Source organism: Aeromonas sp. S8(2024), from assembly GCF_041403085.1.
GTDB lineage: Bacteria > Pseudomonadota > Gammaproteobacteria > Enterobacterales > Aeromonadaceae > Aeromonas > Aeromonas dhakensis.
On the sequence record NZ_JBGLRF010000005.1, the window covers coordinates 217,941 to 239,335 of the forward strand.

A 21,395-nucleotide genomic window follows, 5' to 3' on the forward strand; every position below is an offset into this window, starting at 1 on the left:
TTGGACTGTCTGCGCCATGATGGCGCCGGCCCTTATACCGCTTGCTGCAGGATCACCGCATCGGCCTTCTTGGTGTAGGAGGCGATCTCGTTGAAGTTGAGGTAGCGATAGGTGTCGGCGGCAGTGGCATCCAGCGACTTGGCATACTGCAGGTACTCGGCCACGGTCGGGATCTTGCCGAGGATGGCGGCAACCGCAGCCAGTTCGGCAGAAGCCAGATAGACGTTGGCACCCTTGCCCAGACGGTTCGGGAAGTTGCGGGTGGAGGTGGAAACCACGGAGGCCCCTTCCGCTACCCGCGCCTGGTTGCCCATGCAGAGGGAACAGCCGGGTATTTCGATGCGGGCACCGACCCGGCCGAAGATGCCGTAGTAGCCCTCTTCGGTCAGCTGATCCTTGTCCATCTTGGTGGGCGGGGCGATCCACATGCGGGTCGGCAGTTCGCCCTGGTACTTCTCGAGCAGTTTGCCGGCGGCGCGGAAGTGGCCGATGTTGGTCATGCAGGAACCGATGAACACCTCGTCGATCTGGTCGCCGGCCACGCTGCTCAGCAGGCGGGCATCGTCCGGATCGTTCGGCGCACACAGGATGGGCTCCTTGATGGTGGCCAGATCGATCTCGATGATCTCGGCGTACTCGGCGTCCTTGTCCGCTTCCATCAGCACCGGGTTGGCCAGCCACTCTTCCATCCCCTTGATGCGGCGGGTAATGGTGCGCACGTCGCCGTAGCCTTCGGAGAGCATCCATTTCAGCATCACGATGTTGGACTTCAGATACTCGATGATCGGCTCTTTATCCAGCTTGATGGTGCAACCGGCGGCGGAGCGCTCGGCGCTGGCATCCGCCAGCTCGAACGCCTGCTCCACCTTCAGGGTCGGCAGACCTTCGATCTCGAGGATGCGGCCGGAGAAGATGTTCTTCTTGCCTGCTTTCTCGACGGTCAGCAGCCCTTTCTGGATGGCGGCATAGGGGATGGCATGGACCAGGTCACGCAGGGTGATGCCCGGCTGCAGCTCGCCCTTGAAGCGCACCAGCACGGATTCCGGCATGTCCAGCGGCATCACGCCGGTGGCGGCGGCGAAGGCCACCAGGCCAGAGCCCGCCGGGAAGGAGATGCCGATGGGGAAACGGGTGTGGGAGTCACCACCGGTACCCACGGTATCCGGCAGCAGCATGCGGTTCAGCCAGGAGTGGATGACGCCGTCACCCGGACGCAAGCTCACGCCGCCGCGGTTCATGATGAAGTCCGGCAGGGTGTGGTGGGTCTGCACGTCGATGGGCTTGGGATAGGCCGCGGTGTGGCAGAAGGACTGCATGGTCAGGTCGGCGGAGAAGCCAAGACAGGCCAGGTCTTTCAGCTCGTCGCGGGTCATCGGGCCCGTGGTGTCCTGGGAACCGACCGTGGTCATCTTGGGCTCGCAGTAGGTGCCGGGGCGGATGCCCTTCACGCCGCACGCCTTGCCCACCATCTTCTGGGCCAGGGTGAAGCCCTTGCCGGTGTCGGCGACAGGCTGCGGACGACGGAACACGGTGGAGAACGGCAGACCCAGCGCCTCGCGGGCCTTGTCGGTCAGGCCACGGCCGATGATCAGCGGAATACGGCCACCGGCGCGCACTTCGTCGATCAGCACGTCGGTCTTCAGTTCAAACTGGGCCAGCACCTGGTCGGTGCCATGGTTGCAGATCTTGCCCTGGTACGGGTAGATATCGATCACATCGCCCATTTCCAGCTTGGAAACGTCCACCTCGATGGGCAGGGCGCCGGCATCTTCCATGGTGTTGAAGAAGATGGGGGCAATCTTGCCACCCAGGCAAACGCCGCCGGCGCGCTTGTTCGGCACGAACGGAATGTCGTCGCCCATGAACCAGAGCACGGAGTTGGTGGCGGATTTACGGGAAGAGCCGGTACCGACCACGTCACCCACGTAAGCCAGCGGGAAACCTTTCTCTTTCAGGGCATCGATGGTCTTGATGGGGCCGATGACGCCATCCTTGTCCGGGGTGATGCCGGGACGGGCGTTCTTCAGCATGGCCAGCGCGTGCAGCGGAATGTCCGGGCGGGACCAGGCGTCCGGCGCCGGTGACAGATCGTCGGTGTTGGTTTCGCCGGTCACCTTGAACACGGTGACGGTGATCTTCTCGGCCAATTCGGGGCGGGAGAGGAACCACTCGGCGTCGGCCCAGGATTGCATCACCTGCTTGGCGTGGGCATTGCCGGCCTTGGCCTTCTCTTCCACGTCGTGGAAGGAGTCGAACATCAGCAGGGTGTGGCAGAGGCCCTTGGCGGCAAGAGGAGCCAGGGTCGCGTCGTCCAGCAGGTCGATCAGCGGCTGAATGTTGTAACCACCCTGCATGGTACCGAGCAGCTCGACGGCTTCGGCAGCGGTGAGGATGGGAGAGTGGGCTTCGCCCTTGGCAACGGCGGTGAGGAAACCGGCTTTGACATAGGCCGCTTCATCAACGCCTGGGGGAATACGGGAGGACAACAGCTCTTTCAGAAAGTCTTGTTCACCGGCGGGCGGGTTCTTGAGCAGTTCAACCAGGGCGGCGACCTGCTCTGCGTCCAGAGGTTTGGCAACCACGCCTTCGGCGGCACGTTCTGCGACGTGTTTACGGTATGTTTCAAGCACGACTAATTCCTCTTTGGTCTTTTTTTGGGGTTCGCCCACGCTCGCGGCGATCGTCCTTGCGGGACACCCGTAGGGTGCCCCCCACTATATAAGTTTTAACGACTAATTAAAATCCAAAGCCTGTACAGATATTCATCAAAACAACATAACCATCTAAACTTGCTGATGTTTTACAAGCGGATAAATGGCACGCCAGAAACAAGTTAACAAAAAGGCATCATTTCCCCGTTATTCGAACGTGCTGCCCAATTGCAGATAGAACATGTCGTTGCCCCCCTCCGCCATGCCGTAGCCGAGGAAGATGGGGCCGAGGAAGCTCTCCACCCCGACGTAGACGGAGCCGGCGGTGAAGGAGCTCTCCACGCTGATATCCCTGCCGCTGTTCCACACCCCACCCTGCTCGATGGAGCCCCCCAGATAGAGCGGGGCCCGCAGCGCGCCGAAGTCGTTGTCAGCCACCCGGTAGATGTAGCGCAGCCCGCCAAACAGGCTGTAGCGGCCGCTCAGCTGGTAGCGCTGGAAGCCGGACATGCGGAACAGTCCGCCCAGATCCTGCACGAACAGCGGGTACTCCTCCTGGGAGGTGGAGCCCCCTCCCTCCAGCAGCAGGTTGAGGCTGTGTCTGTCCCAGGACCAGGGCTTGATCATCGCCAGATGGTAGTTGACCCCCTCATAGCGATCATTGATGTCACTGCTGTCATCCAGCCGGACGGCGGAGTAACCCCCCTTGATGTCCCAGTAGGCGCCCTGATAGGGGAAGTAGCGGCTGTCGAGGGTGTCGTGCTCGAAGCGGACATAGGGGCCCCAGGAGGAGGCATCCACCTTGGCATCCGCCACGTTGCGAATGTCGATGTCCCCCATTTTTCCCTCCAGCCCGAGCGAGAGACGGCTCCAGGGCTGACGATTCCAGCCCACTGCCAGATCGACGCTGGTGAAGCTGTATTCGGAATCGACATAGCTCACCCCATCGGCCGCCCGCGTCTCCTCGGGCATGAAGATGCGGCGCTGGGTCTTGTCATAGGCCAGGCTCGCCTCGCCGAAGAAGGTCTGGGAGGGCTCCAGCGGGGTGTAGAAGTCGGTCTTGAAGTGCTTGGCGGTACCGAGCGATGCCTCGGTCAGCCACTCGCCCCCCCAGTCGTTGACGTTGGTGAGGGTGTAGGACATGCCCACGTTGTAGTTGGAGCTGCTCTCGAAGTCATCGGAAAAGCCGAACTGGAAGTTGAGGTAGCCCGGCCCCCAGTTCTTCTCGCTGGCGTCGACCACCAGCACGTTCTCGCCACCCCGCTCCACCACCTCGTAAGTGATCCGATCGAACGACTCCAGTGCATAGAGCCGGCGAATACCCGCCTCCAGGCTCTCGTTGGTCTGGATCTTGTCGGGACGCACCTTCAGCATGGCGCGCACCGTCTCGTCGGAGAGACGGGACTTGTTGATGATCTCCACCTTGTCGATGTAGTAGGCGGGCTGACCGCTGCGCTCGGCACGCCGGCTCAACTTCTGGTTGCGATAGGCGGCATAGGCGGCCGGCGAGAGGGAGAGCTTGTCGAGCCGGGCCGAGGCGCGGTTGGCCACCTCCTCCCCGAGCTTGATCCCCTCCGGCATCAGGGCGAAGTCGGCAATGCCCATGTTGCCGAACTCGGGCGTCAGCAGAATGTCGTCTGGCCCCATCAGCGCCTTCTGTTTCTCGGTGCCGACCTGGGTCATGTAGGTAGTGAGCTGGTCGATCATGGCGAGCCCCGACTTCAGGGACTCGCGGGTGCGCAGCCTGGCGCTGATGTCCACCGCGATCACCACGTCGGCTCCCATCGCCTTGGCCACGTCCACCGGCATGTTGTTGACGGTGCCGCCATCGGCCAGGATGTGCCCCTCCCACTCCACCGGCTTGAGGGCGCCGGGAATGGACATGGAGGCCTGCATCGCCTTGGCCAGGCTGCCGTGGTCCAGCACGAAGGGGGTCACCGTCTCCATGTCGGTGGCCATGGCGCGGTAGGGAATGGGCAGATCGTTGAAGCTCTTCTGTACCGGCAGGTTGGAGGTGGCGTGGCGCAGCAGGCTGGCCATGGACTGGCCCTGGAAGAAGCCGTCGGGGAACTGGACCGAGTCGCCGTTGATGCCGATGTCGGTGCGCAGCTGGTACTGCTCGCTCTGCTGCTTCTTGCGCAGGGAGAGTTCGTCGCGCCCTACCTTGTCCTGATAGCCCTTGTTCCAGTCGATGGCCAGGGTGGTGCGCTCCACCTCTTCGGCGCTGAGCCCCATGGCGTACATGCCCGCCACGTAGGAGCCCATGCTGGTGCCCACTATGATGTCGACCGGGATGCGCTTCTGCTCCAGCACCTTGAGGATGCCGATGTGGGCCGACCCCTTGGCGCCGCCGCCGCTGAGTACCAGGGCAATTTTGGGCCGTTCGGGCTGGGCCGCCGCCATCAGCGGCAGACAGGCCAGCAAAATCAGGAACAGGGGGTTCCATCCTCGACGAAAGATGCGCATATGATTTTCCATTGAATCCAGGGCGAGCCAGCTAGGCAGTGAAGCCTACTATAAGGTGCGCAAAGCGAACCGCAACAGTTGGCAGGGGTTATCGGCGCGCATTCCGACACAGGCGGCCACAGCCCGGCCAGGCAGCGATGTGAGCGCAAACGTAATCCATCAATAAAGTGGGCCGGCCTATCAAGGGTGGCGCCGGGCTGCCGCTAATATGTGCTCAATCCCGCGTTCATCCATCCGAGTCACTCTTATGCTTGCAAGCCTGACACTCAAACAGAAAATCCTGGCCACGGTCACCCTCGCCGTGGTGCTCTCCTGCCTGCTGGTAGGCTACTTCAGCCAGCGTTCGGCCCAGCAACTGATCGAAACCCGCATGTTCGAGCAGGAGCTGCCCAACCTGACCCAGCGCATCGGCAAGGAGATCGAGAAGGATCTCACCTCGGTCGCCGGCGCCGCCAGACAGCTGGCCAACGATCGCTTCGTGCTGGACTGGGTCGAGCGCGGCATGCCCAAGGAGCAGGAGTCCATCCTCATCAACCAGCTCAAGGACATGACGAGCCAGTATGGTCTGGTCACCGCCTCCTTCGCCGATCGCCAGAGCGCCGCCTACTACAACCAGGATGGCTTCCTGCGCAACCTCACCCCGGAGCAGGACGCCTGGTTCTACGGCTACACCAAGAGCCAGCAAGACCTGATGCTCAGCATCTTTCGCGAGAACAACGGCGAGGTGAAGCTGTTCGTCAACTTCCAGCAACTCAATGGCCGCGGCCTCGCCGGTCTCGCCAAGTCCCTCGACAGCATGGTCAGCATGCTCGCCAACTTCCGCATCGGTGACAGCGGCTTCGTGTTCATGACCGATGGCAGCGGCAAGGTGAAGCTGCACCCCGACGCCAGCCGCATCGACCGGGACAGCCTGACCCAGCTGGCAAGCGGCAGCGGCAACCTGCTGGCCAAGCAACCCTTTGCCGCCACCCACGCCGAGGTGGATGGTCAGCCGGTGGTGCTAGCCAGCAGCTACATCCCCCTGCTCGACTGGTACCTGGTGGCCCAGGTACCGGAAGCGGAGATCTATGCCGAACTGGATCGGGCCCGCCTGCACATCCTGCTGGTGAGCCTGGCCATCGCCGCCGGCATGGGCCTGCTCGGCATGCTGCTGGCCGGCTCGGTGAGCCGCCCGCTCAACCAGCTGGCCCGCCTGTTCCGCGAACTCGGCAGCGGCGACGGCGATCTGACCCAGCGCCTCAAGGTGGAAGGGCGGGATGAACTGGCCCAGGTGGCCACCGGCTTCAACAACTTCGTCGCCAAGATCCACGGCTCCATCGAGCAGGTGGCCGACAACTCCCGCCAGCTCGCCGCCACCGCCAACGAGGTGGCCGCCAAGGCCCAGCTCACCCAGCACAACTGTACCGCCCAGCGCGATCGCACCGTGCAGGTGGCCACCGCCATCCACGAGATGGGGGCCACAGTGAGCGAAATCGCCGGCAATGCCTCCCTCGCCGCAGAAGTGGCGAGACAGGCCAACGAGCAGGCAGATGCGGGGGCCGGCGTGGTGGCCCAGGCCCGCCACGGCATCGTCGGCCTCTCCGACGAGATTGAAGGGGTGGCCGGGGTCATCGAGTCGCTGGCCAGTCAGACCGACTCCATCGGCAGCATCCTCGACACCATCCGCAGCATCTCGGAGCAGACCAACCTGCTGGCGCTCAACGCCGCCATCGAGGCGGCCCGTGCCGGCGAGCAGGGCCGCGGCTTCGCGGTGGTGGCCGACGAGGTGCGCAACCTCGCCAGTCGCTCCGCCGCCTCCACCGCCGAGATCCAGAGCATGATCAACCGGCTGCAGGAGCAGAGCGCCCGCGCCGTCAGCGCCATGGCCCAGGGCCGCAACCAGAGCCTGGAAGTGGTCACCCAGGCCGATGCGGCCAACGGCGCCCTCGGCCAGATCACCGCCCACATCACCCAGATCAGCGACATGAACATCCAGGTCGCCACCGCCACCGAGGAGCAGTCCAGCGTGGTGGGCGAGATCAACCGCAACGTGGAGGACATCAACCAGCTCACCATGGAGACCGCCGACATCGCCCACCAGCTCACCGAGTCGAGCCGCAGCCTGCAGCACCTCTCCGGCGAGCTGGACAAGCTGGTCGGCAACTTCCGACTTTGAGGCTTTTGACATCACAAGGGGCGCATGGCGCCCCTTTTTGTTGGCCGTTTGTTAACAAAGGCTCAAGTTGGCGCCAGATCCGTCGATTTATACTGTGATAATTCACATCGTCATGATCAGCGAGGAGAACCCATGCTAGAGGGTAAACTGACAATCAAGAGCCAGTTGATACTGGCTGTCGCCGTGCCCTGCCTGGCGCTGCTGCTGGTGGGCGCCGCCAGCCTTCGCAGCATGGGCGCTATCGAACGACAGGCCACCGAGCTCTATGAGAACACCGCCACCCCGATGCGGGCCATGGCAGAGGTAGTGTCGCGCATCCCCCGCATGCGGGTGGGGCTCGACATGATGCTGCTGCAAGAAACTTCGCTCAAGGATGAAAAAGGGGTGTTGACCCGGGTCAAGGAGACACGGGAAGAGGACATCCCCGAGATGCGCCAGGCCATGCAGCTGGCGGTCAACGCCCAGGTCGATCCTGCCGCGCGGCAAAATGCCCAGCAGCTGTTCGAACAATTCGAAGCGATGGAAAAGAGCGAGTTGCAGCCCATGCTGGCCGCCATGGAACAGGGTGACATGGAGAGTGCACGGCGCATCTACAAGGAGCGCTACGCGGTGACCTACGGCACCATGCGCAAGAGTGCCAATACCCAGCTTGACGAACTGATGAAGCTGGCCCAGCAGCGTCACGCCATCAGTCAGCAGAGCTTCGCACGGGGCGAAAGCCAGATGCTCGCCATCATAGGAGGCGCACTCGTCATCTGCCTGCTGGTCTCCTTTCTGGTACTGCGTGGCCTGCGCAATCGCGTCAGCTTCCTGCAGCAGTACATTGGCTATGCCGCCGAACACCTGGCGCTGGATTCCCGTGCCCAGCTGAAGGGCAATGACGAGCTGGCGGAGATCACGGTGAGCTTCAATCACTTCGTCAGCAAGATCCACAGCGCCATCGAGCAGGTAGCCCGCAACTCCCATCAACTGGCCGCCACCGCCAACGAGGTGGCCGCCAAGGCCCAACTCACCCAGCACAACTGCACCGCCCAGCGGGATCGCACCGTGCAGGTGGCCACCGCCATCCACGAGATGGGGGCCACAGTGAGCGAAATCGCCGGCAATGCCTCCCTCGCCGCAGAAGTGGCGAGACAGGCCAACGAGCAGGCGGATGCGGGTGCCGGCGTGGTCGCCCAGGCCCGTCATGGCATCGTCGGCCTCTCCGGCGAGATTGAAGGGGTGGCCGGGGTCATCGAGTCGCTGGCCAGCCAGACCGACTCCATCGGCAGCATCCTCGACACCATCCGCAGCATCTCGGAGCAGACCAACCTGCTGGCGCTCAACGCCGCCATCGAGGCGGCCCGCGCCGGCGAGCAGGGCCGCGGCTTCGCGGTGGTGGCCGACGAGGTGCGCAACCTCGCCAGTCGCTCCGCCGCCTCCACCGCCGAGATCCAGGGCATGATCAACCGGCTGCAGGAGCAGAGCGCCCGCGCGGTCAGCGCCATGACCCAGGGCCGCAACCAGAGCCTGGAAGTGGTTACCCAGGCCGATGCGGCCAACGGCGCCCTCGGCCAGATCACCGCCCACATCACCCAGATCAGCGACATGAACATCCAGGTCGCTACCGCCACCGAGGAGCAGTCCAGCGTGGTGGGCGAGATCAACCGCAACGTGGAAGACATCAACCAGCTCACCATGGAGACCGCCGACATCGCCCACCAGCTCACCGAGTCGAGCCGCAGCCTGCAGCACCTCTCCGGCGAGCTGGACAAGCTGGTCGGCAACTTCCGGCTGTAACTCTTGGCGGCCACTTCATCACCCGACAGAGGGCGCTGCGGCGCCCTCTGTCGCCACCACGGCAAGCCGTGACGCAGGTGCTTGTGCGCCGCCTCCACCGGCTTCTGAAAATGCCCCATAATCAGGAAAATGAGAGGAGGAGTTATGGGCAAGCTGGTAGTGATGATAGTGCTGGGGGGGCTGCTCAGCGCCTGCAGCAGCGGACCGGTACGGGTGCACAGTGCCGATGTGAGCGTCGATGACGCCCGCATCCGGGTCAGCGATGGCAGCAGGGACGGTTACGGCACCTTCTGCCCGCCCGGCCAGGCGAAGAAGGGGCGCTGCTGACAACCAGCCGTCTGCAGCTGAAAAACAAAAAGCCGCTCGATTGAGCGGCTTTTTCATGGGGCGGGAAGAGAATTACTTCTTCTTCTTGGCCTTGGCGTTCGGCAGGTCGGTGATGGAGCCTTCGAACACTTCTGCAGCCAGGCCCACGGACTCGTGCAAAGTCGGGTGAGCGTGGATGGTCAGCGCGATGTCTTCGGCGTCGGCCCCCATCTCGATGGCCAGACCGATTTCACCCAGCAGTTCACCACCGTTGGTACCCACGATGGCACCACCGATGACGCGGCCGCTCTCCTTGTCGAAGATCAGCTTGGTCATGCCGTCGGAGCAGTCGGACGCGATGGCGCGACCGGAAGCAGCCCACGGGAAGGTGGCGACTTCGAAGTTCAGGCCCTGTTGCTTGGCTTCTTTCTCGGTCAGACCAACCCAGGCCATCTCCGGCTCGGTGTAGGCGATGGACGGGATCACTTTCGGGTCGAAGTAGTGCTTCTTGCCGGCGATGACTTCGGCAGCCACGTGGCCTTCGTGCACACCCTTGTGAGCCAGCATCGGCTGACCGACGATGTCGCCGATGGCGTGGATGTGCGCCACGTTGGTACGCAGCTGCTTGTCCACCTCGATGAAACCGCGCTCGGTCACGGCAACGCCGGCCTTCTCGGCATCCAGCATCTTGCCGTTCGGCACACGACCTACGGCAACCAGCACGTTGTCGTAACGAACCGGCTCGGCCGGGGCGTGCTTGCCTTCGTAGGAGACGTACAGGCCGTCTTCACGGGCTTCAACTGCGGTGACCTTGGTCTCCAGCATGATGTTGAATTTCTTGGCAACGCGCTTGGTGTAGATCTTGACGATGTCTTTGTCGGCAGCCGGTACCAGCTGGTCGGCGAATTCCACCACGTCGATCTCGGAGCCCAGGGAGGAGTACACGGTACCCATCTCCAGACCGATGATGCCGCCACCGATGACCAGCAGCTTGCCCGGAACGGTAGTCAGCTCCAGCGCATCGGTAGAGTCCCATACGCGCGGGTCGTCATGGGGGATGAACGGCAGCTTCACCGGACGGGAACCGGCGGCGATGATGGCGTTGTCGAAGGTGACGGTGGTCTTGCCGTCGGCGCCTTCCACTTCCAGGGTGTTCGGGCCGGTGAACTTGCCGAAGCCGTTCACAACCTGGACTTTACGCATCTTGGCCATGCCAGCCAGACCGCCGGTCAGCTGGTTGATGACCTTCTCTTTCCACAGACGCACCTTGTCGATGTCGGTCTGCGGGGCACCGAAGACGATGCCGTGCTCGGCCAGCGCCTTGGCTTCTTCAATGACTTTGGCGACGTGCAGCAGCGCCTTGGACGGGATGCAGCCCACGTTCAGGCAGACGCCCCCCAGGGTGGAGTAACGCTCGACGATAATGGTATCCAGACCCAAGTCAGCCGCACGGAAGGCAGCGGAATAACCGGCAGGGCCAGCACCCAGTACTACGACCTGGGTTTTGATTTCTTTACTCATCATGACCTCTTTGTCGTTCTTATATCCCCGGACAGCGCAGTCTTAAGCCAGGACAAGGCGGCTGCAGCCGTGAAAAAAACGGGGCAAGTTTACAATCCTGTTAACGAAATGAGAAGTAAAAAGGGCAGGCTCTGGGCCCGCCCTCTCACTTACAGGACCAGTCGACGGATGTCGGACAGCACGCCGTTCATGGTGGTGATGAAGCGGGCTCCATCGGCACCATCGATGACGCGGTGGTCGTAGCTCAGGGCCAGCGGCAGCATCAGGCGTGGCGCGAACTCTTTGCCGTTCCACTTCGGCTTCATCTCGGACTTGGAGACGCCCAGGATGGCCACTTCCGGCGCGTTGACGATCGGGGTAAAGCTGGTACCACCGATGCCACCCAGGCTGGAGATGGTGAAGCAACCGCCCTGCATGTCGGCAGCGGTCAGCTTGCCGGCACGGGCCTTCTTGGAGATCTCGGCCAGATCGCGAGACAGCTCCATGATGCCCTTCTTGTTGACGTCGCGCACCACGGGCACAACCAGACCGTTGGGGGTATCCACCGCCACACCGATATGGATGTACTTCTTCATGATCAGCTTGCTGCCATCTTCGGACAGGGAGCTGCAGAAGCGCGGATGAGCTTCCAGCGCCTTGGCGGCGGCTTTCAGGATGAACACCAGCGGGGTGATCTTCACGTCTGCCTTCTGCTTCTCGAGCATCGCGTTCTGCTCTTTGCGGAACGCTTCCAGCTCGGTGGTATCGGCTTCGTCGAACTGGGTGACATGGGGGATCATGACCCAGTTGCGGTGCAGGTTCGGACCGGAGATCTTCTGGATGCGGGTCAGATCGACCTCTTCCACATCACCGAACTTGCTGAAATCGACCTTCGGCCACGCCAGCACACTCATGCCGTTGCCGTTACCAGTGCCTTGACCTGCAGCCGGAGCGGACTCGGCGCGCTTGACCGCATCCTTCACGTAGGCCTGCACGTCTTCTTTGACGATGCGCCCCTTGCGACCGGAGGCTTTCACCTTGGCCAGGTTGACACCAAACTCGCGAGCCAGACGGCGTACCGCCGGAGAGGCGTGTACGTAGGCATCGTTGGCAACGAAGTCGGAGGCGGCAGCAGCCTGGGCAACCGGAGCAGGAGCAGCGGCAGCAACAGGTGCAGCGGCAGGAGCCGGAGCCGCCACGGCAGCCGGAGCGGCACCAGCCACTTCGAATACCATGATCAGGGAACCGGTGGAGACCTTGTCACCCGCCTTCACCTTGATCTCCTTGACCACACCGGCGAACGGCGCAGGCACTTCCATGGAGGCCTTGTCACCTTCCACGGCGATCAGGGACTGGTCGGCTTCAACCTTGTCACCCACGGCGACCATGATCTCGGTGACTTCGACTTCGTCGCCACCGATATCTGGTACATTGACCTCTTTGGCAGCAGCGGCAACCGGGGCAGCAGCCACGGGAGCGGCAGCCTGGGCCGGTGCAGCAGCAACGGCAGGAGCGGCGCCAGCCACTTCGAACACCATCACCAGAGAACCGGTAGAGACCTTGGCGCCAGCGGCAACCTTGATCTCGACCACGCGGCCCGCGAACGGTGCCGGCACTTCCATGGAGGCCTTGTCACCTTCCACGGCGATGATGGACTGGTCGGCTTCAACCATGTCGCCCACGGCAACCATGATCTCGGTCACGTCCACTTCGTCGTCACCGATGTCCGGCACGTGCACGTCTTTGCGAGCGGCAGCAGCAGGAGCGGCGGCCGGTGCGGCTGCAACCGGTGCAGCGGCCTGGGCCGGCGCCGGTGCGGCAGCACCCTCGGCTTCGAAGATCATGATCTGGGAACCGGTGGCAACCTTGTCGCCCACCTTGATCAGGATCTCTTTGACGATACCGGCGGACGGGGCCGGGACTTCCATGGAGGCCTTGTCGCCTTCTACCGCGATGATGGACTGGTCCAGCTCGACCTTGTCACCCACGGCCACCATGATCTCGGTGACTTCAACTTCATCGGCGCCGATATCCGGCACCATAATCTGTTTGGACATTGTGCTTTATCCTCTTGCGTGCATCCGCGTGACCGACTGCTGTCACGCGTCTTTCGCGTTAACCTTTGCAAGGCCGTGCCGGGCAACGAGTCCCGGCACGACACTTGATCCTCTTACGCGTACAGCGGGTTGACCTTGTCGGCATCGATGCCGTACTTGGCGATGGCCTCGGCCACAACCTGCTTGTCTACCTCGCCGCGCTTGGCCAGTTCGGTCAGGGCAGCAACCACTACGTAGAACTCGTTCACTTCGAAGTGACGACGCAGGTTGGCACGGCTGTCGGAACGGCCGTAACCGTCGGTACCCAGCACGCGGTAGTTTTCGGTCGGCACGAAGGCACGCACCTGATCGGCGAAGGACTTCATGTAGTCGGTCGCGGCGATGGTGGCTTCGCTGCCCAGTACCTGAGCGATGTAGGGAACGCGAGCCTCGGCAGTCGGGTGCAGCATGTTCCAGCGATCCGCGTCCTGACCGTCACGAGCCAGCTCGTTGAAGGAGGTGACGCTGAACACGTCGGAACCGATGCCGTACTCGCTGGCCAGGATCTGGGCGGCGGTGCGCACGTGACCCAGGATGGAGCCACAACCCAGCAGCTGTACCTTGGCCTTGGTGCCGGCCACGGTTTCCAGCTTGTAGATACCCTTGCGGATGCCTTCCTCGGCGCCTTCCGGCATGGCCGGCATGGCGTAGTTCTCGTTCAGAGTGGTGATGTAGTAGAACACGTTCTCCGGGTTCTCACCGTACATGCGACGCAGACCGTCCTGTACGATCACCGCTACTTCATAGGCGTAGGACGGGTCGTAGGAGACGCAGTTCGGGATGGTGTTGGCCAGGATGTGGCTGTGACCATCTTCGTGCTGCAGACCTTCGCCGTTCAGGGTAGTACGACCGGAGGTCGCACCCAGCAGGAAGCCACGGGCTTGCTGGTCACCGGCTGCCCACGCCATGTCGCCGATCCGCTGGAAGCCGAACATGGAGTAGTAGATGTAGAACGGGATCATCGGGCAATCGTTGGTGCTGTAAGAGGTCGCAGCAGCCAGCCAGGAGGACATGGCGCCCAGCTCGTTGATACCGTCTTGCAGAACCTGACCCTGCTTGTCTTCCTTGTAGTAGGAGACGATGTCGCGGTCTTGCGGGGTGTACTGCTGACCGTGCGGGCTGTAGATGCCGATCTGGCGGAACAGACCTTCCATACCGAAGGTACGGGCTTCGTCAGCCAGGATCGGGACGATGCGCTTGCCGATGGACTTGTCTTTCAGCATCACGTTCAGGGAACGCACGAACGCCATGGTGGTGGAGATTTCGCGCGCCTGTTCACCCAGCAGCGGACCAAAAGCATCCAGCGCCGGGATTTCCAGCTTGGTGGTGCTCTCTCGCAGACGGGTCGGTACATAGCCCTTCAGCGCGGCACGACGGGCGTGCAGGTACTTGTGCTCTTCGGTACCCTCTTCGATCTTCAGGTACGGCAGGGTTTCCAGCTGCTCGTCGGTGACCGGCAGGTTGAAACGATCGCGCAGGTGACGCACGGAGCCCAGATCCATCTTCTTGACCTGGTGAGCGATGTTCTTGCCTTCGGCTGCTTCGCCCATGCCATAGCCCTTGATGGTCTTGGCCAGGATCACGGTCGGCTTGCCCTTGGTCTGTGCAGCCCTGGAGAAAGCGGCAAACAGTTTGCGAGGATCGTGACCACCGCGGTTCAGGGCGAAGATCTCCTCGTCGGTCATGTCTTTGACCAGCGCGGCGGTTTCCGGGTAACGGTTGAAGAAGTGCTCGCGCACGTAGCCGCCATCGCGGGACTTCATGGTCTGGTAGTCACCATCCACGGTCTCGTTCATCAGCTGGATCAGCTTGCCGGAAGTGTCTTTCTTCAGCAGCTCATCCCACTTGCGACCCCAGATGACTTTGGTGACGTCCCAGCCGGCGCCGGCGAACAGGCCTTCCAGCTCGTTGATGACCTTGCCGTTGCCGACAACCGGGCCATCCAGACGCTGCAGGTTGCAGTTGACCACGAACACCAGGTTGTCGAGCTTTTCACGCACGGCAACGGTCAGGGCGCCCTTGGCTTCCGGCTCGTCCATCTCGCCGTCACCCAGGAAGGCGTAAACGGTCTGCTCGGAGCAATCCTTGATGCCACGGTCGGTCAGGTACTTCAGGAAGCGGGCCTGATAGATGGCGGCGATGGGGCCCAGCCCCATGGAGACGGTCGGGAACTGCCAGAATTCCGGCATCAGTTTCGGGTGCGGGTAGGAAGGGATACCCTTGCCATCCACTTCCTGACGGAAGTTGTCCAGCTGCTCTTCGGTCAGGCGACCTTCGGCAAATGCACGGGCGTAGATGCCCGGGGAGATGTGACCCTGGAAGTAAACCAGGTCGCCACCGTCCTTCTCGTTGCGGGCACGGAAGAAGTGGTTGTAGCAGACTTCGTAGATGGTCGCGGAAGAGGCGAAGGAAGACATGTGACCGCCCAGGTCCAGGTCTTTCTTGGAGGCGCGCAGCACGATCATCATGGCGTTCCAGCGGATGATGGCGCGAATGCGACGCTCCATCTCCAGGTCGCCCGGGTAAGCCGGCTCGTCGCTGGACGGGATGGTGTTGATGTAGTCGCGATTTGCCTTGGCAGCCACGTCCACACCGCTTGCGCGGGCTTTCTCGGCCAACTGTTCAAGGATGAACTGAGCGCGTTGCGGACCCTCTTCACGCAGCAGGGATTCCAGAGAGGCAAGCCACTCCAGCGTTTCTATCGGGTCCACATCGTTCTTCAGGATATCAGACATGGCTGGTTCCTATTATGTTGTGATTGCACGGCATTGCACGGCGAAGGGCGCAAGCATTCGACAATAAAGCCTTGTGGGATTAGTTTTCCTGCTGACGGATCCGACGCATGGATCGCTGGATCCGGCTGTCTTCCCTCTGCATATCCAACAAGGTGTCCTCGATAAAGGCCAGGTGCTCATGACAAGCTGCCCTGGCCCGCTCCGGAGCCCCCGACAGGATAGCCTCGATCAGATGCGCGCGATGGCGACGGATCTTGGCGACCACTCCCGGACGGCGATTCAGAATTTCGTTATTGCGTAAAATGTTCTGCTCAAGCATGGGGCCCATGGCCCGCAGCAGATGCAGCAGCACCACGTTGTGGGACGCCTCGGCCACCGCCAGATAGAACTGGGTGACGGCAGCGGATTCGGCTACCAGCGAGCCTTGCTGGCCAGCCTCCTCGATGGCGGACTGCACCTGACGGATCCGCTCGAAATCGGCTTCCGTTCCCCGCAATGCAGCATAGTAGGCACAGATGCCTTCCAGCGCATGACGAAACTCCAGCAGGTCGTACTGGGCTTCCGGGTGGGTGCTGAGCAGCTCGAACAGGGGATCGGCGATCCCTTTGCTCAAGGCATTTTGTACGTAAGTGCCGCCGCCCTGACGACGATACAAGAGTCCTCTTGCCTCGAGGCGCTGGATGGCTTCGCGCAGCGAAGGGCGCGAAACCTGAAACTGGATGGCCAGTTCCCGCTCGGGCGGCAACTTCTGGCCCGGCAGCAAACTGCCTTCCAGAATCATCTGTTCCAGCTCGGCGACAATGGCGTCGGCCAACTTGGGTTGAGTAATCTTGAGATAGGGCATGAGGCTGCTTTGTTAAATTGGTATTACCAATTTCATGAATGGGGCGAAAATTAGCAGAGGGCATGGGAAAAGTCCACCCAAAAGATGATCTGAATCAAGAATCAACCTTGCCACTTAAGGGGTAAATAGAGGGATTTATGATTTGCCTCATAGAAATTGGTCAGACCAATATTTTTGACGTGGCTCACAGGCAACATTTGATCAACAGCGAATAAAAATGGCCTGCCATAGAGGCAAGCCATTGTTTTAAAAACACAAACTTATTTTTAGAATATTTACTTAAAGTTGAGTGCCTGGCGATATCGCTGCCATTCGAAACTCTCACCCGGATCCGTCTTGCGCCCCGGCGCTATGTCGCAATGGCCGACGATGCGATCCGCCGTGATGGCGGGATAATGACTCGACAAGGTTCGGCTGAGCCCAACCAATACCTCATACTGTGCGTCCGTGTAGGGCAGTTCGTCGGTCCCTTCCAGCTCGATGCCGATGGAGAAGTCGTTGCACGCCTCCCTCCCCTGCCAGCTAGATACCCCGGCATGCCAGGCTCTGGCACCAAACGGCACATACTGCACCAGTTCACCATCGCGCCGGATCAGGCAGTGGGCCGAGACCCGCAGTTGATGAATGTCGGCAAAGTAGGGATGAGCCGCGGGATCCAGCCTGCCCATAAAGAGATCGTCGATGAAGGGGCCGCCGAACTCGCCTGGCGGCAGGCTGATGCCATGCACCACCAGCAGAGATATGTCGCTCGGGCTGGCCCGCTCGTTGTGGTGGGGAGAGGGCACCTGGCGAGCCTCCCGGCACCAGCCGGCGGCGTCGATGGAAAACGTGAGGTCAGGATGGGTCATCGGCTACTCGATACGAGTTGAGGGGAAAAGCGCGATCCGGGCCGGCATCTTGTCACCAAGCCGCTGAATCAGTGGAAAATTGTGTGTTAGGCTGGGTCATCTTTGGCTCGATATGGATGAGGTATGCAGCAAACGGCGCGCTGGTTCTGGCTACTGGCCTGGCTCTCTTTGATGGGCCTGCTGACCCTCTACTTTCACTCCCGCACCCAACCGAGTGTCACCGCCAGCGGCGAACTCCTGCTGAGGGCCGACCAGAGCGGCCACTATCGACTGGAGGGTGCCATCAACGGCCAGCCGGTGCAACTGCTGCTCGATACCGGCGCAACGCGCATCACAGTGCCGCAACGGGTCGCCGAGCGGCTCGGCCTGACCGCCCACGGCAGCAGCCAGGTGAATACGGCTGCCGGCTTTATCCGGGTCGGCAACGGCTCCATCGAAACGCTGGCGATGGGACCATTGACCTTGTACGATCTGGCCATCTTTATCAACCCGGCGGCGGCTGGCGACGAGGTGCTGGTAGGCATGAATGCCCTCGGCCGGCTGGAGCTGGTTCAAAAGGAGCGGCAGTTGCTGCTCAGACCTTTGCAGGAATAAAGGCATGCTACAACAGGACATCCGTCGCGCCGTGCGCGCCGCACTACTCGAAGATTTGGGCGACGCCCTCACCGCGCTGGACCAACCGGATGCCAGCGCCGATATCACGGCCCAGCTGATCCCGGCGGATCGCATCTCGACGGCCCGCGTCATCACCCGCGAAGCCGGTGTCTTCTGTGGCCAACCCTGGGTAGACGAGGTATTCACCCAGCTTGGCGGCGATGTGCAAGTGGAGTGGCTGGTGCAGGATGGTGAAGTGCTCACCCCCAATCAGGAGCTGTTTCGTCTGCACGGCCCGGCTCGCACCCTGCTGACCGGCGAGCGCAATGCGCTGAACTTCGTGCAGACCCTCTCCGGCGTCGCCACCCTCACCGCCCGCTACGTGGCCGAGCTGGCAGGCACAGATTGCCGCCTGCTCGACACCCGCAAGACCCTGCCCGGCCTTCGCAGCGCCCAGAAGTATGCGGTCACCTGCGGCGGTGGCAAGAATCACCGCATCGGCCTCTATGACGCCTATCTTATCAAGGAGAACCATATTCTCGCCTGTGGTGGCATAGCGCAGGCCATTGCCGAGGCTCGCCGGCTCAATCCGGGCAAACCGGTGGAAGTCGAGGTCGAATCCCTGGCCGAGCTGGCACAGGCGCTGGCAGCCCTGGCAGACATAGTAATGCTGGACAACTTCGACGTGCCCATGATGCGCGAGGCCGTTGCACTCAATCAGGGGCGGGCCAAGCTGGAAGTGTCCGGCAACGTCACGCTGGACACCCTGGCCGAATATGCGGCTACCGGTGTCGACTTCATTTCGGTCGGTGCCCTGACCAAACATGTGCGGGCCCTTGATCTCTCGATGCGTTTTATCTAGCCGAAGGGCGTTCACCATGCCCCGTCGGGCCGGTGACATATAACAAGATGAAGGACTTGCAAAAGGCGCCATAGGCGCCTTTTCTTTAAGGCAGGATCCCTCGGCAAAGGAGTGTGAGATGGACCCATCCCCGCCAGCTAAAAAGAGTCGATAGGGGCTCTTCATCCATGATTTATATCAAATTTTTCGCAAATGACAGAAAGATTGTTAACAAAGACCCCGACCTCTGTTGCCAAGTCGGACAGCTCGGATAAGATACTGACGTGTGGATAGTTTTCCACCGGCACTTCCCAGGAACCAAGGACAAAAAGGATATTTGAAATGAAGAAACAATCAGGCTTTACCCTTATCGAATTGATGATCGTGGTCGCGATCGTCGCCATCCTGGCCGCCATTGCGCTGCCGGCTTATCAGAACTACACCAAAAAATCGAAGATGACCGAGTTGGTGGCAGCTACTGGTAGCCTGAAGACCCAAATCGAGGTCTGCATGCAAAGCTACGGCGCCGACCAATGCAACAACGGGGTTAATGCTATGCCGAGCGGGGCAGTATCTTCTGGTCGTGCTACGTTGACTTATGCTGGGACAGCCACAGCAGGCAACGCAATCACAATTACTGCGGTACCAGTCGATAATACAGTACTGGCTCCTCTTACTACCTCTGACTCTTTCATCATGACGGCATCAGCAGCAGTTCCCCTTGTCTGGACGAAGAAGTGTGAAAACCCGACAGGTACAGCTCAAACTGACTACTGCCCATAATGACATCTAGTCCCAATAGCGGCCTGGCGTTAAGCCTGGCCGCCTCTTCCCTGCTCAGTGAGTCCGACTCACAGCGCTATCTGAGCCAGGCCAAGGCGCAGCGCAAGCCCTTTGTGACCTTTCTGATCGAGAACGAAATCCTCGACAGCAAGGCGCTGGCCGACTTCTGCGAGCTGGAATATGGGGTACCTCTGCTGGATCTTGCCGCCTTCGACCTGGCCGAGATCCCGCAGAAGTACCTCAATCAGAAGCTGATTGAGAAACACCATGTGCTGCCCATCTACACCCAGGGCCACACCCTCTATATCGCCATGTCCGACCCGACCAATGTGTCGGCACTGGAGGATTTTGGCTTCAGCTTCGGGCTGCACACCGAGGCCTTGCTGGTCGAGGAGAACAAGCTGACCGCCGCCATCAGCAAGCTGATGGAGAGCGATCAGGACGCCCTTGGCATGGAGGAGATCGACGAGTCCGAGATTTCCGAGCTGGAAGTGTCTGACGAGGGGTCACGACTCGACGAGAGCGTCAACACGGCGGACGATGACGCCCCCATCGTCAAATACATCAACAAGATCATGATGGATGCCATCAAGCGCGGTGCATCCGACCTCCACTTCGAGCCCTATGAGACCAAGTACCGTATTCGCTTTCGGATAGACGGGATCCTGCATGAGGTAGCAACGCCGCCGGTCAATCTGGCCAACCGCTTCTCGGCCCGACTCAAGGTGATGGCGCGCCTGGACATCGCCGAACGGCGGCTGCCCCAGGATGGCCGCATCAAATTGAAAATGTCGCGCAACAAGTCGATGGACATGCGGGTCAACACCCTGCCTACCATGTGGGGCGAGAAGATCGTGATCCGTCTGCTCGACTCTTCCGCTGCGCGCCTCAATATCGAGCAGCTCGGCTTCGACGATCGGCAGAAGGCGCAATATCTGCGTGCGCTCTCGAAGCCTCAGGGCATGATCCTGGTGACCGGTCCGACCGGCTCGGGCAAGACGGTGTCGCTCTACACCGGCCTGAACATCCTCAACACCACAGAGGTGAATATTTCGACCGCCGAAGACCCGGTGGAGATCAACCTGCCAGGAGTCAATCAGGTGCAGGTCAACCCCAAGGCAGGGCTCACCTTCGCCAGTGCCCTGCGCTCCTTCCTGCGCCAGGATCCCGACGTGGTGATGGTCGGGGAAATACGGGATCTAGAAACCGCCGAGATCGCCATCAAGGCGGCACAAACCGGTCACCTGGTGCTTTCCACATTGCACACCAACTCGGCAGCCGAGACGCTGACCCGGATGATGAACATGGGGGTGCCCGCCTTCAACATCGCCTCCTCGGTTACCCTGATCATGGCTCAGCGACTGGCACGCAAGCTCTGTGACCACTGCAAGGCTCCCGAAGTGGTGCCGGAGGCTGAACTGCTGGAGTTGGGTTTTACCCAACAGCAGCTGGCAGCAGGCTTGCGGCTGTTCAAGCCGGTTGGCTGCAAGGAGTGTTCTGGCGGCTACAAGGGACGGGTCGGCATCTACGAGATCCTGTTGATGTCAGAAAATATTGCAAAATTGATCATGCAGGGAGCCAACTCCATGCAGATTGCGGCCATTGCCCAGAAGGAGGGCATGCGGACCTTGCGTACCTCCGGTCTTGAGAAGGCCCGACTGGGGGTGACCAGCCTGGCCGAGATAAACCGGGTAACAACCAACTGACAGAGTCTATCGCTCAGCCGATTCATCCAGGTGCCGCCGGCCCTGGCGATTTCCATCAGGCCGAGGCTGCTTCTCTTAGCGACAAGCAAGC

General features: G+C 61.3%; 14 protein-coding genes. 7 read left to right on the forward strand and 7 right to left on the reverse strand.

Annotation, left to right across the window (positions count from 1 at the left end):
- Positions 1-32 precede the first annotated feature (32 nt).
- Both acnB and ACB031_RS15540 read right to left on the reverse strand, forming a co-directional pair.
- Positions 33-2,630, reverse strand: a complete 2,598-nt coding sequence (gene acnB / locus ACB031_RS15535; protein WP_371139867.1) for a bifunctional aconitate hydratase 2/2-methylisocitrate dehydratase — start codon at positions 2,628-2,630, stop codon at positions 33-35.
- Positions 2,631-2,858: 228 nt separating this feature from the next.
- On the reverse strand, positions 2,859-5,117 hold the full coding sequence (locus tag ACB031_RS15540) for a patatin-like phospholipase family protein (protein ID WP_010635968.1): 2,259 nt from the start codon (positions 5,115-5,117) through the stop codon (positions 2,859-2,861).
- A 247-nt stretch (positions 5,118-5,364) separates the two neighbouring features.
- Here ACB031_RS15540 and ACB031_RS15545 point away from each other — a divergent pair, with 247 nt between their 5' ends.
- The 3 genes from ACB031_RS15545 (at position 5,365) to ACB031_RS15555 (ending at position 9,378) form a co-directional block, all read left to right on the forward strand.
- Complete coding sequence (locus ACB031_RS15545; protein WP_274181715.1) at positions 5,365-7,272, forward strand: methyl-accepting chemotaxis protein; 1,908 nt, start codon at positions 5,365-5,367, stop codon at positions 7,270-7,272.
- A gap of 132 nt (positions 7,273-7,404) precedes the next feature.
- Positions 7,405-9,051 (forward strand): methyl-accepting chemotaxis protein, encoded by a 1,647-nt coding sequence (locus ACB031_RS15550; protein WP_162518888.1) that lies wholly within the window; start codon positions 7,405-7,407, stop codon positions 9,049-9,051.
- 144 nt (positions 9,052-9,195) lie between these two features.
- Positions 9,196-9,378, forward strand: coding sequence for a hypothetical protein (locus ACB031_RS15555; RefSeq protein WP_005305619.1), 183 nt, complete (start codon positions 9,196-9,198; stop codon positions 9,376-9,378).
- A gap of 72 nt (positions 9,379-9,450) precedes the next feature.
- Here ACB031_RS15555 and lpdA read toward each other — a convergent pair whose 3' ends face one another.
- From lpdA to ampD, 5 genes are all read right to left on the reverse strand, one after another.
- Positions 9,451-10,878: a dihydrolipoyl dehydrogenase gene (lpdA, locus tag ACB031_RS15560; protein WP_005305622.1), complete on the reverse strand. Its 1,428-nt coding sequence runs from the start codon at positions 10,876-10,878 to the stop codon at positions 9,451-9,453.
- 149 nt (positions 10,879-11,027) lie between these two features.
- Complete coding sequence (gene aceF, locus ACB031_RS15565; RefSeq protein ID WP_005305624.1) at positions 11,028-12,914, reverse strand: pyruvate dehydrogenase complex dihydrolipoyllysine-residue acetyltransferase; 1,887 nt, start codon at positions 12,912-12,914, stop codon at positions 11,028-11,030.
- Positions 12,915-13,027: 113 nt separating this feature from the next.
- The gene (gene aceE / locus ACB031_RS15570; RefSeq protein WP_371139868.1) at positions 13,028-15,688 is read right to left on the reverse strand and encodes a pyruvate dehydrogenase (acetyl-transferring), homodimeric type; all 2,661 of its coding nucleotides are present in this window, start codon (positions 15,686-15,688) and stop codon (positions 13,028-13,030) included.
- A 79-nt stretch (positions 15,689-15,767) separates the two neighbouring features.
- Entirely contained in the window at positions 15,768-16,532 is a 765-nt protein-coding gene (gene pdhR / locus ACB031_RS15575) for a pyruvate dehydrogenase complex transcriptional repressor PdhR (RefSeq protein WP_371139869.1), read from the reverse strand.
- A gap of 275 nt (positions 16,533-16,807) precedes the next feature.
- Positions 16,808-17,380 carry a 1,6-anhydro-N-acetylmuramyl-L-alanine amidase AmpD gene (gene ampD, locus ACB031_RS15580; protein ID WP_208200766.1) on the reverse strand — a complete coding sequence of 191 codons (573 nt, stop codon included), beginning with the start codon at positions 17,378-17,380 and terminating at the stop codon, positions 16,808-16,810.
- 123 nt (positions 17,381-17,503) lie between these two features.
- On the opposite strand from ampD, the gene ACB031_RS15585 reads away from it, so the two are divergent.
- From ACB031_RS15585 to tapB, 4 genes are all read left to right on the forward strand, one after another.
- Positions 17,504-17,974, forward strand: coding sequence for a TIGR02281 family clan AA aspartic protease (locus tag ACB031_RS15585; protein ID WP_043171614.1), 471 nt, complete (start codon positions 17,504-17,506; stop codon positions 17,972-17,974).
- A gap of 4 nt (positions 17,975-17,978) precedes the next feature.
- Positions 17,979-18,836 (forward strand): carboxylating nicotinate-nucleotide diphosphorylase, encoded by an 858-nt coding sequence (gene nadC, locus ACB031_RS15590; RefSeq protein ID WP_139725691.1) that lies wholly within the window; start codon positions 17,979-17,981, stop codon positions 18,834-18,836.
- A 321-nt stretch (positions 18,837-19,157) separates the two neighbouring features.
- Positions 19,158-19,598 carry a prepilin-type N-terminal cleavage/methylation domain-containing protein gene (locus ACB031_RS15595; RefSeq protein ID WP_010635961.1) on the forward strand — a complete coding sequence of 147 codons (441 nt, stop codon included), beginning with the start codon at positions 19,158-19,160 and terminating at the stop codon, positions 19,596-19,598.
- A complete protein-coding gene (gene tapB, locus ACB031_RS15600; protein ID WP_185450531.1) occupies positions 19,589-21,304 on the forward strand; it encodes a PilB family type IVa pilus assembly ATPase TapB in 1,716 nt (571 codons plus the stop codon). Before ACB031_RS15595 ends, tapB begins: the two co-directional genes overlap by 10 nt.
- Positions 21,305-21,395: the final 91 nt, after the last annotated feature.

What these genes read in the sequence shown, in the direction of transcription:
- ACB031_RS15540 (WP_010635968.1), bottom strand. Translation starts at nt 5,117, where the DNA reads ATGCGCATCTTTCGTCGAGGATGGAACCCCCTGTTCCTGATTTTGCTG.
- ACB031_RS15545 (WP_274181715.1), top strand. Translation starts at nt 5,365, where the DNA reads ATGCTTGCAAGCCTGACACTCAAACAGAAAATCCTGGCCACGGTCACC.
- ACB031_RS15550 (WP_162518888.1), top strand. Translation starts at nt 7,405, where the DNA reads ATGCTAGAGGGTAAACTGACAATCAAGAGCCAGTTGATACTGGCTGTC.
- ACB031_RS15555 (WP_005305619.1), top strand. Translation starts at nt 9,196, where the DNA reads ATGGGCAAGCTGGTAGTGATGATAGTGCTGGGGGGGCTGCTCAGCGCC.
- lpdA (WP_005305622.1), bottom strand. Translation starts at nt 10,878, where the DNA reads ATGAGTAAAGAAATCAAAACCCAGGTCGTAGTACTGGGTGCTGGCCCT.
- aceF (WP_005305624.1), bottom strand. Translation starts at nt 12,914, where the DNA reads ATGTCCAAACAGATTATGGTGCCGGATATCGGCGCCGATGAAGTTGAA.
- aceE (WP_371139868.1), bottom strand. Translation starts at nt 15,688, where the DNA reads ATGTCTGATATCCTGAAGAACGATGTGGACCCGATAGAAACGCTGGAG.
- pdhR (WP_371139869.1), bottom strand. Translation starts at nt 16,532, where the DNA reads ATGCCCTATCTCAAGATTACTCAACCCAAGTTGGCCGACGCCATTGTC.
- ampD (WP_208200766.1), bottom strand. Translation starts at nt 17,380, where the DNA reads ATGACCCATCCTGACCTCACGTTTTCCATCGACGCCGCCGGCTGGTGC.
- ACB031_RS15585 (WP_043171614.1), top strand. Translation starts at nt 17,504, where the DNA reads ATGCAGCAAACGGCGCGCTGGTTCTGGCTACTGGCCTGGCTCTCTTTG.
- nadC (WP_139725691.1), top strand. Translation starts at nt 17,979, where the DNA reads ATGCTACAACAGGACATCCGTCGCGCCGTGCGCGCCGCACTACTCGAA.
- ACB031_RS15595 (WP_010635961.1), top strand. Translation starts at nt 19,158, where the DNA reads ATGAAGAAACAATCAGGCTTTACCCTTATCGAATTGATGATCGTGGTC.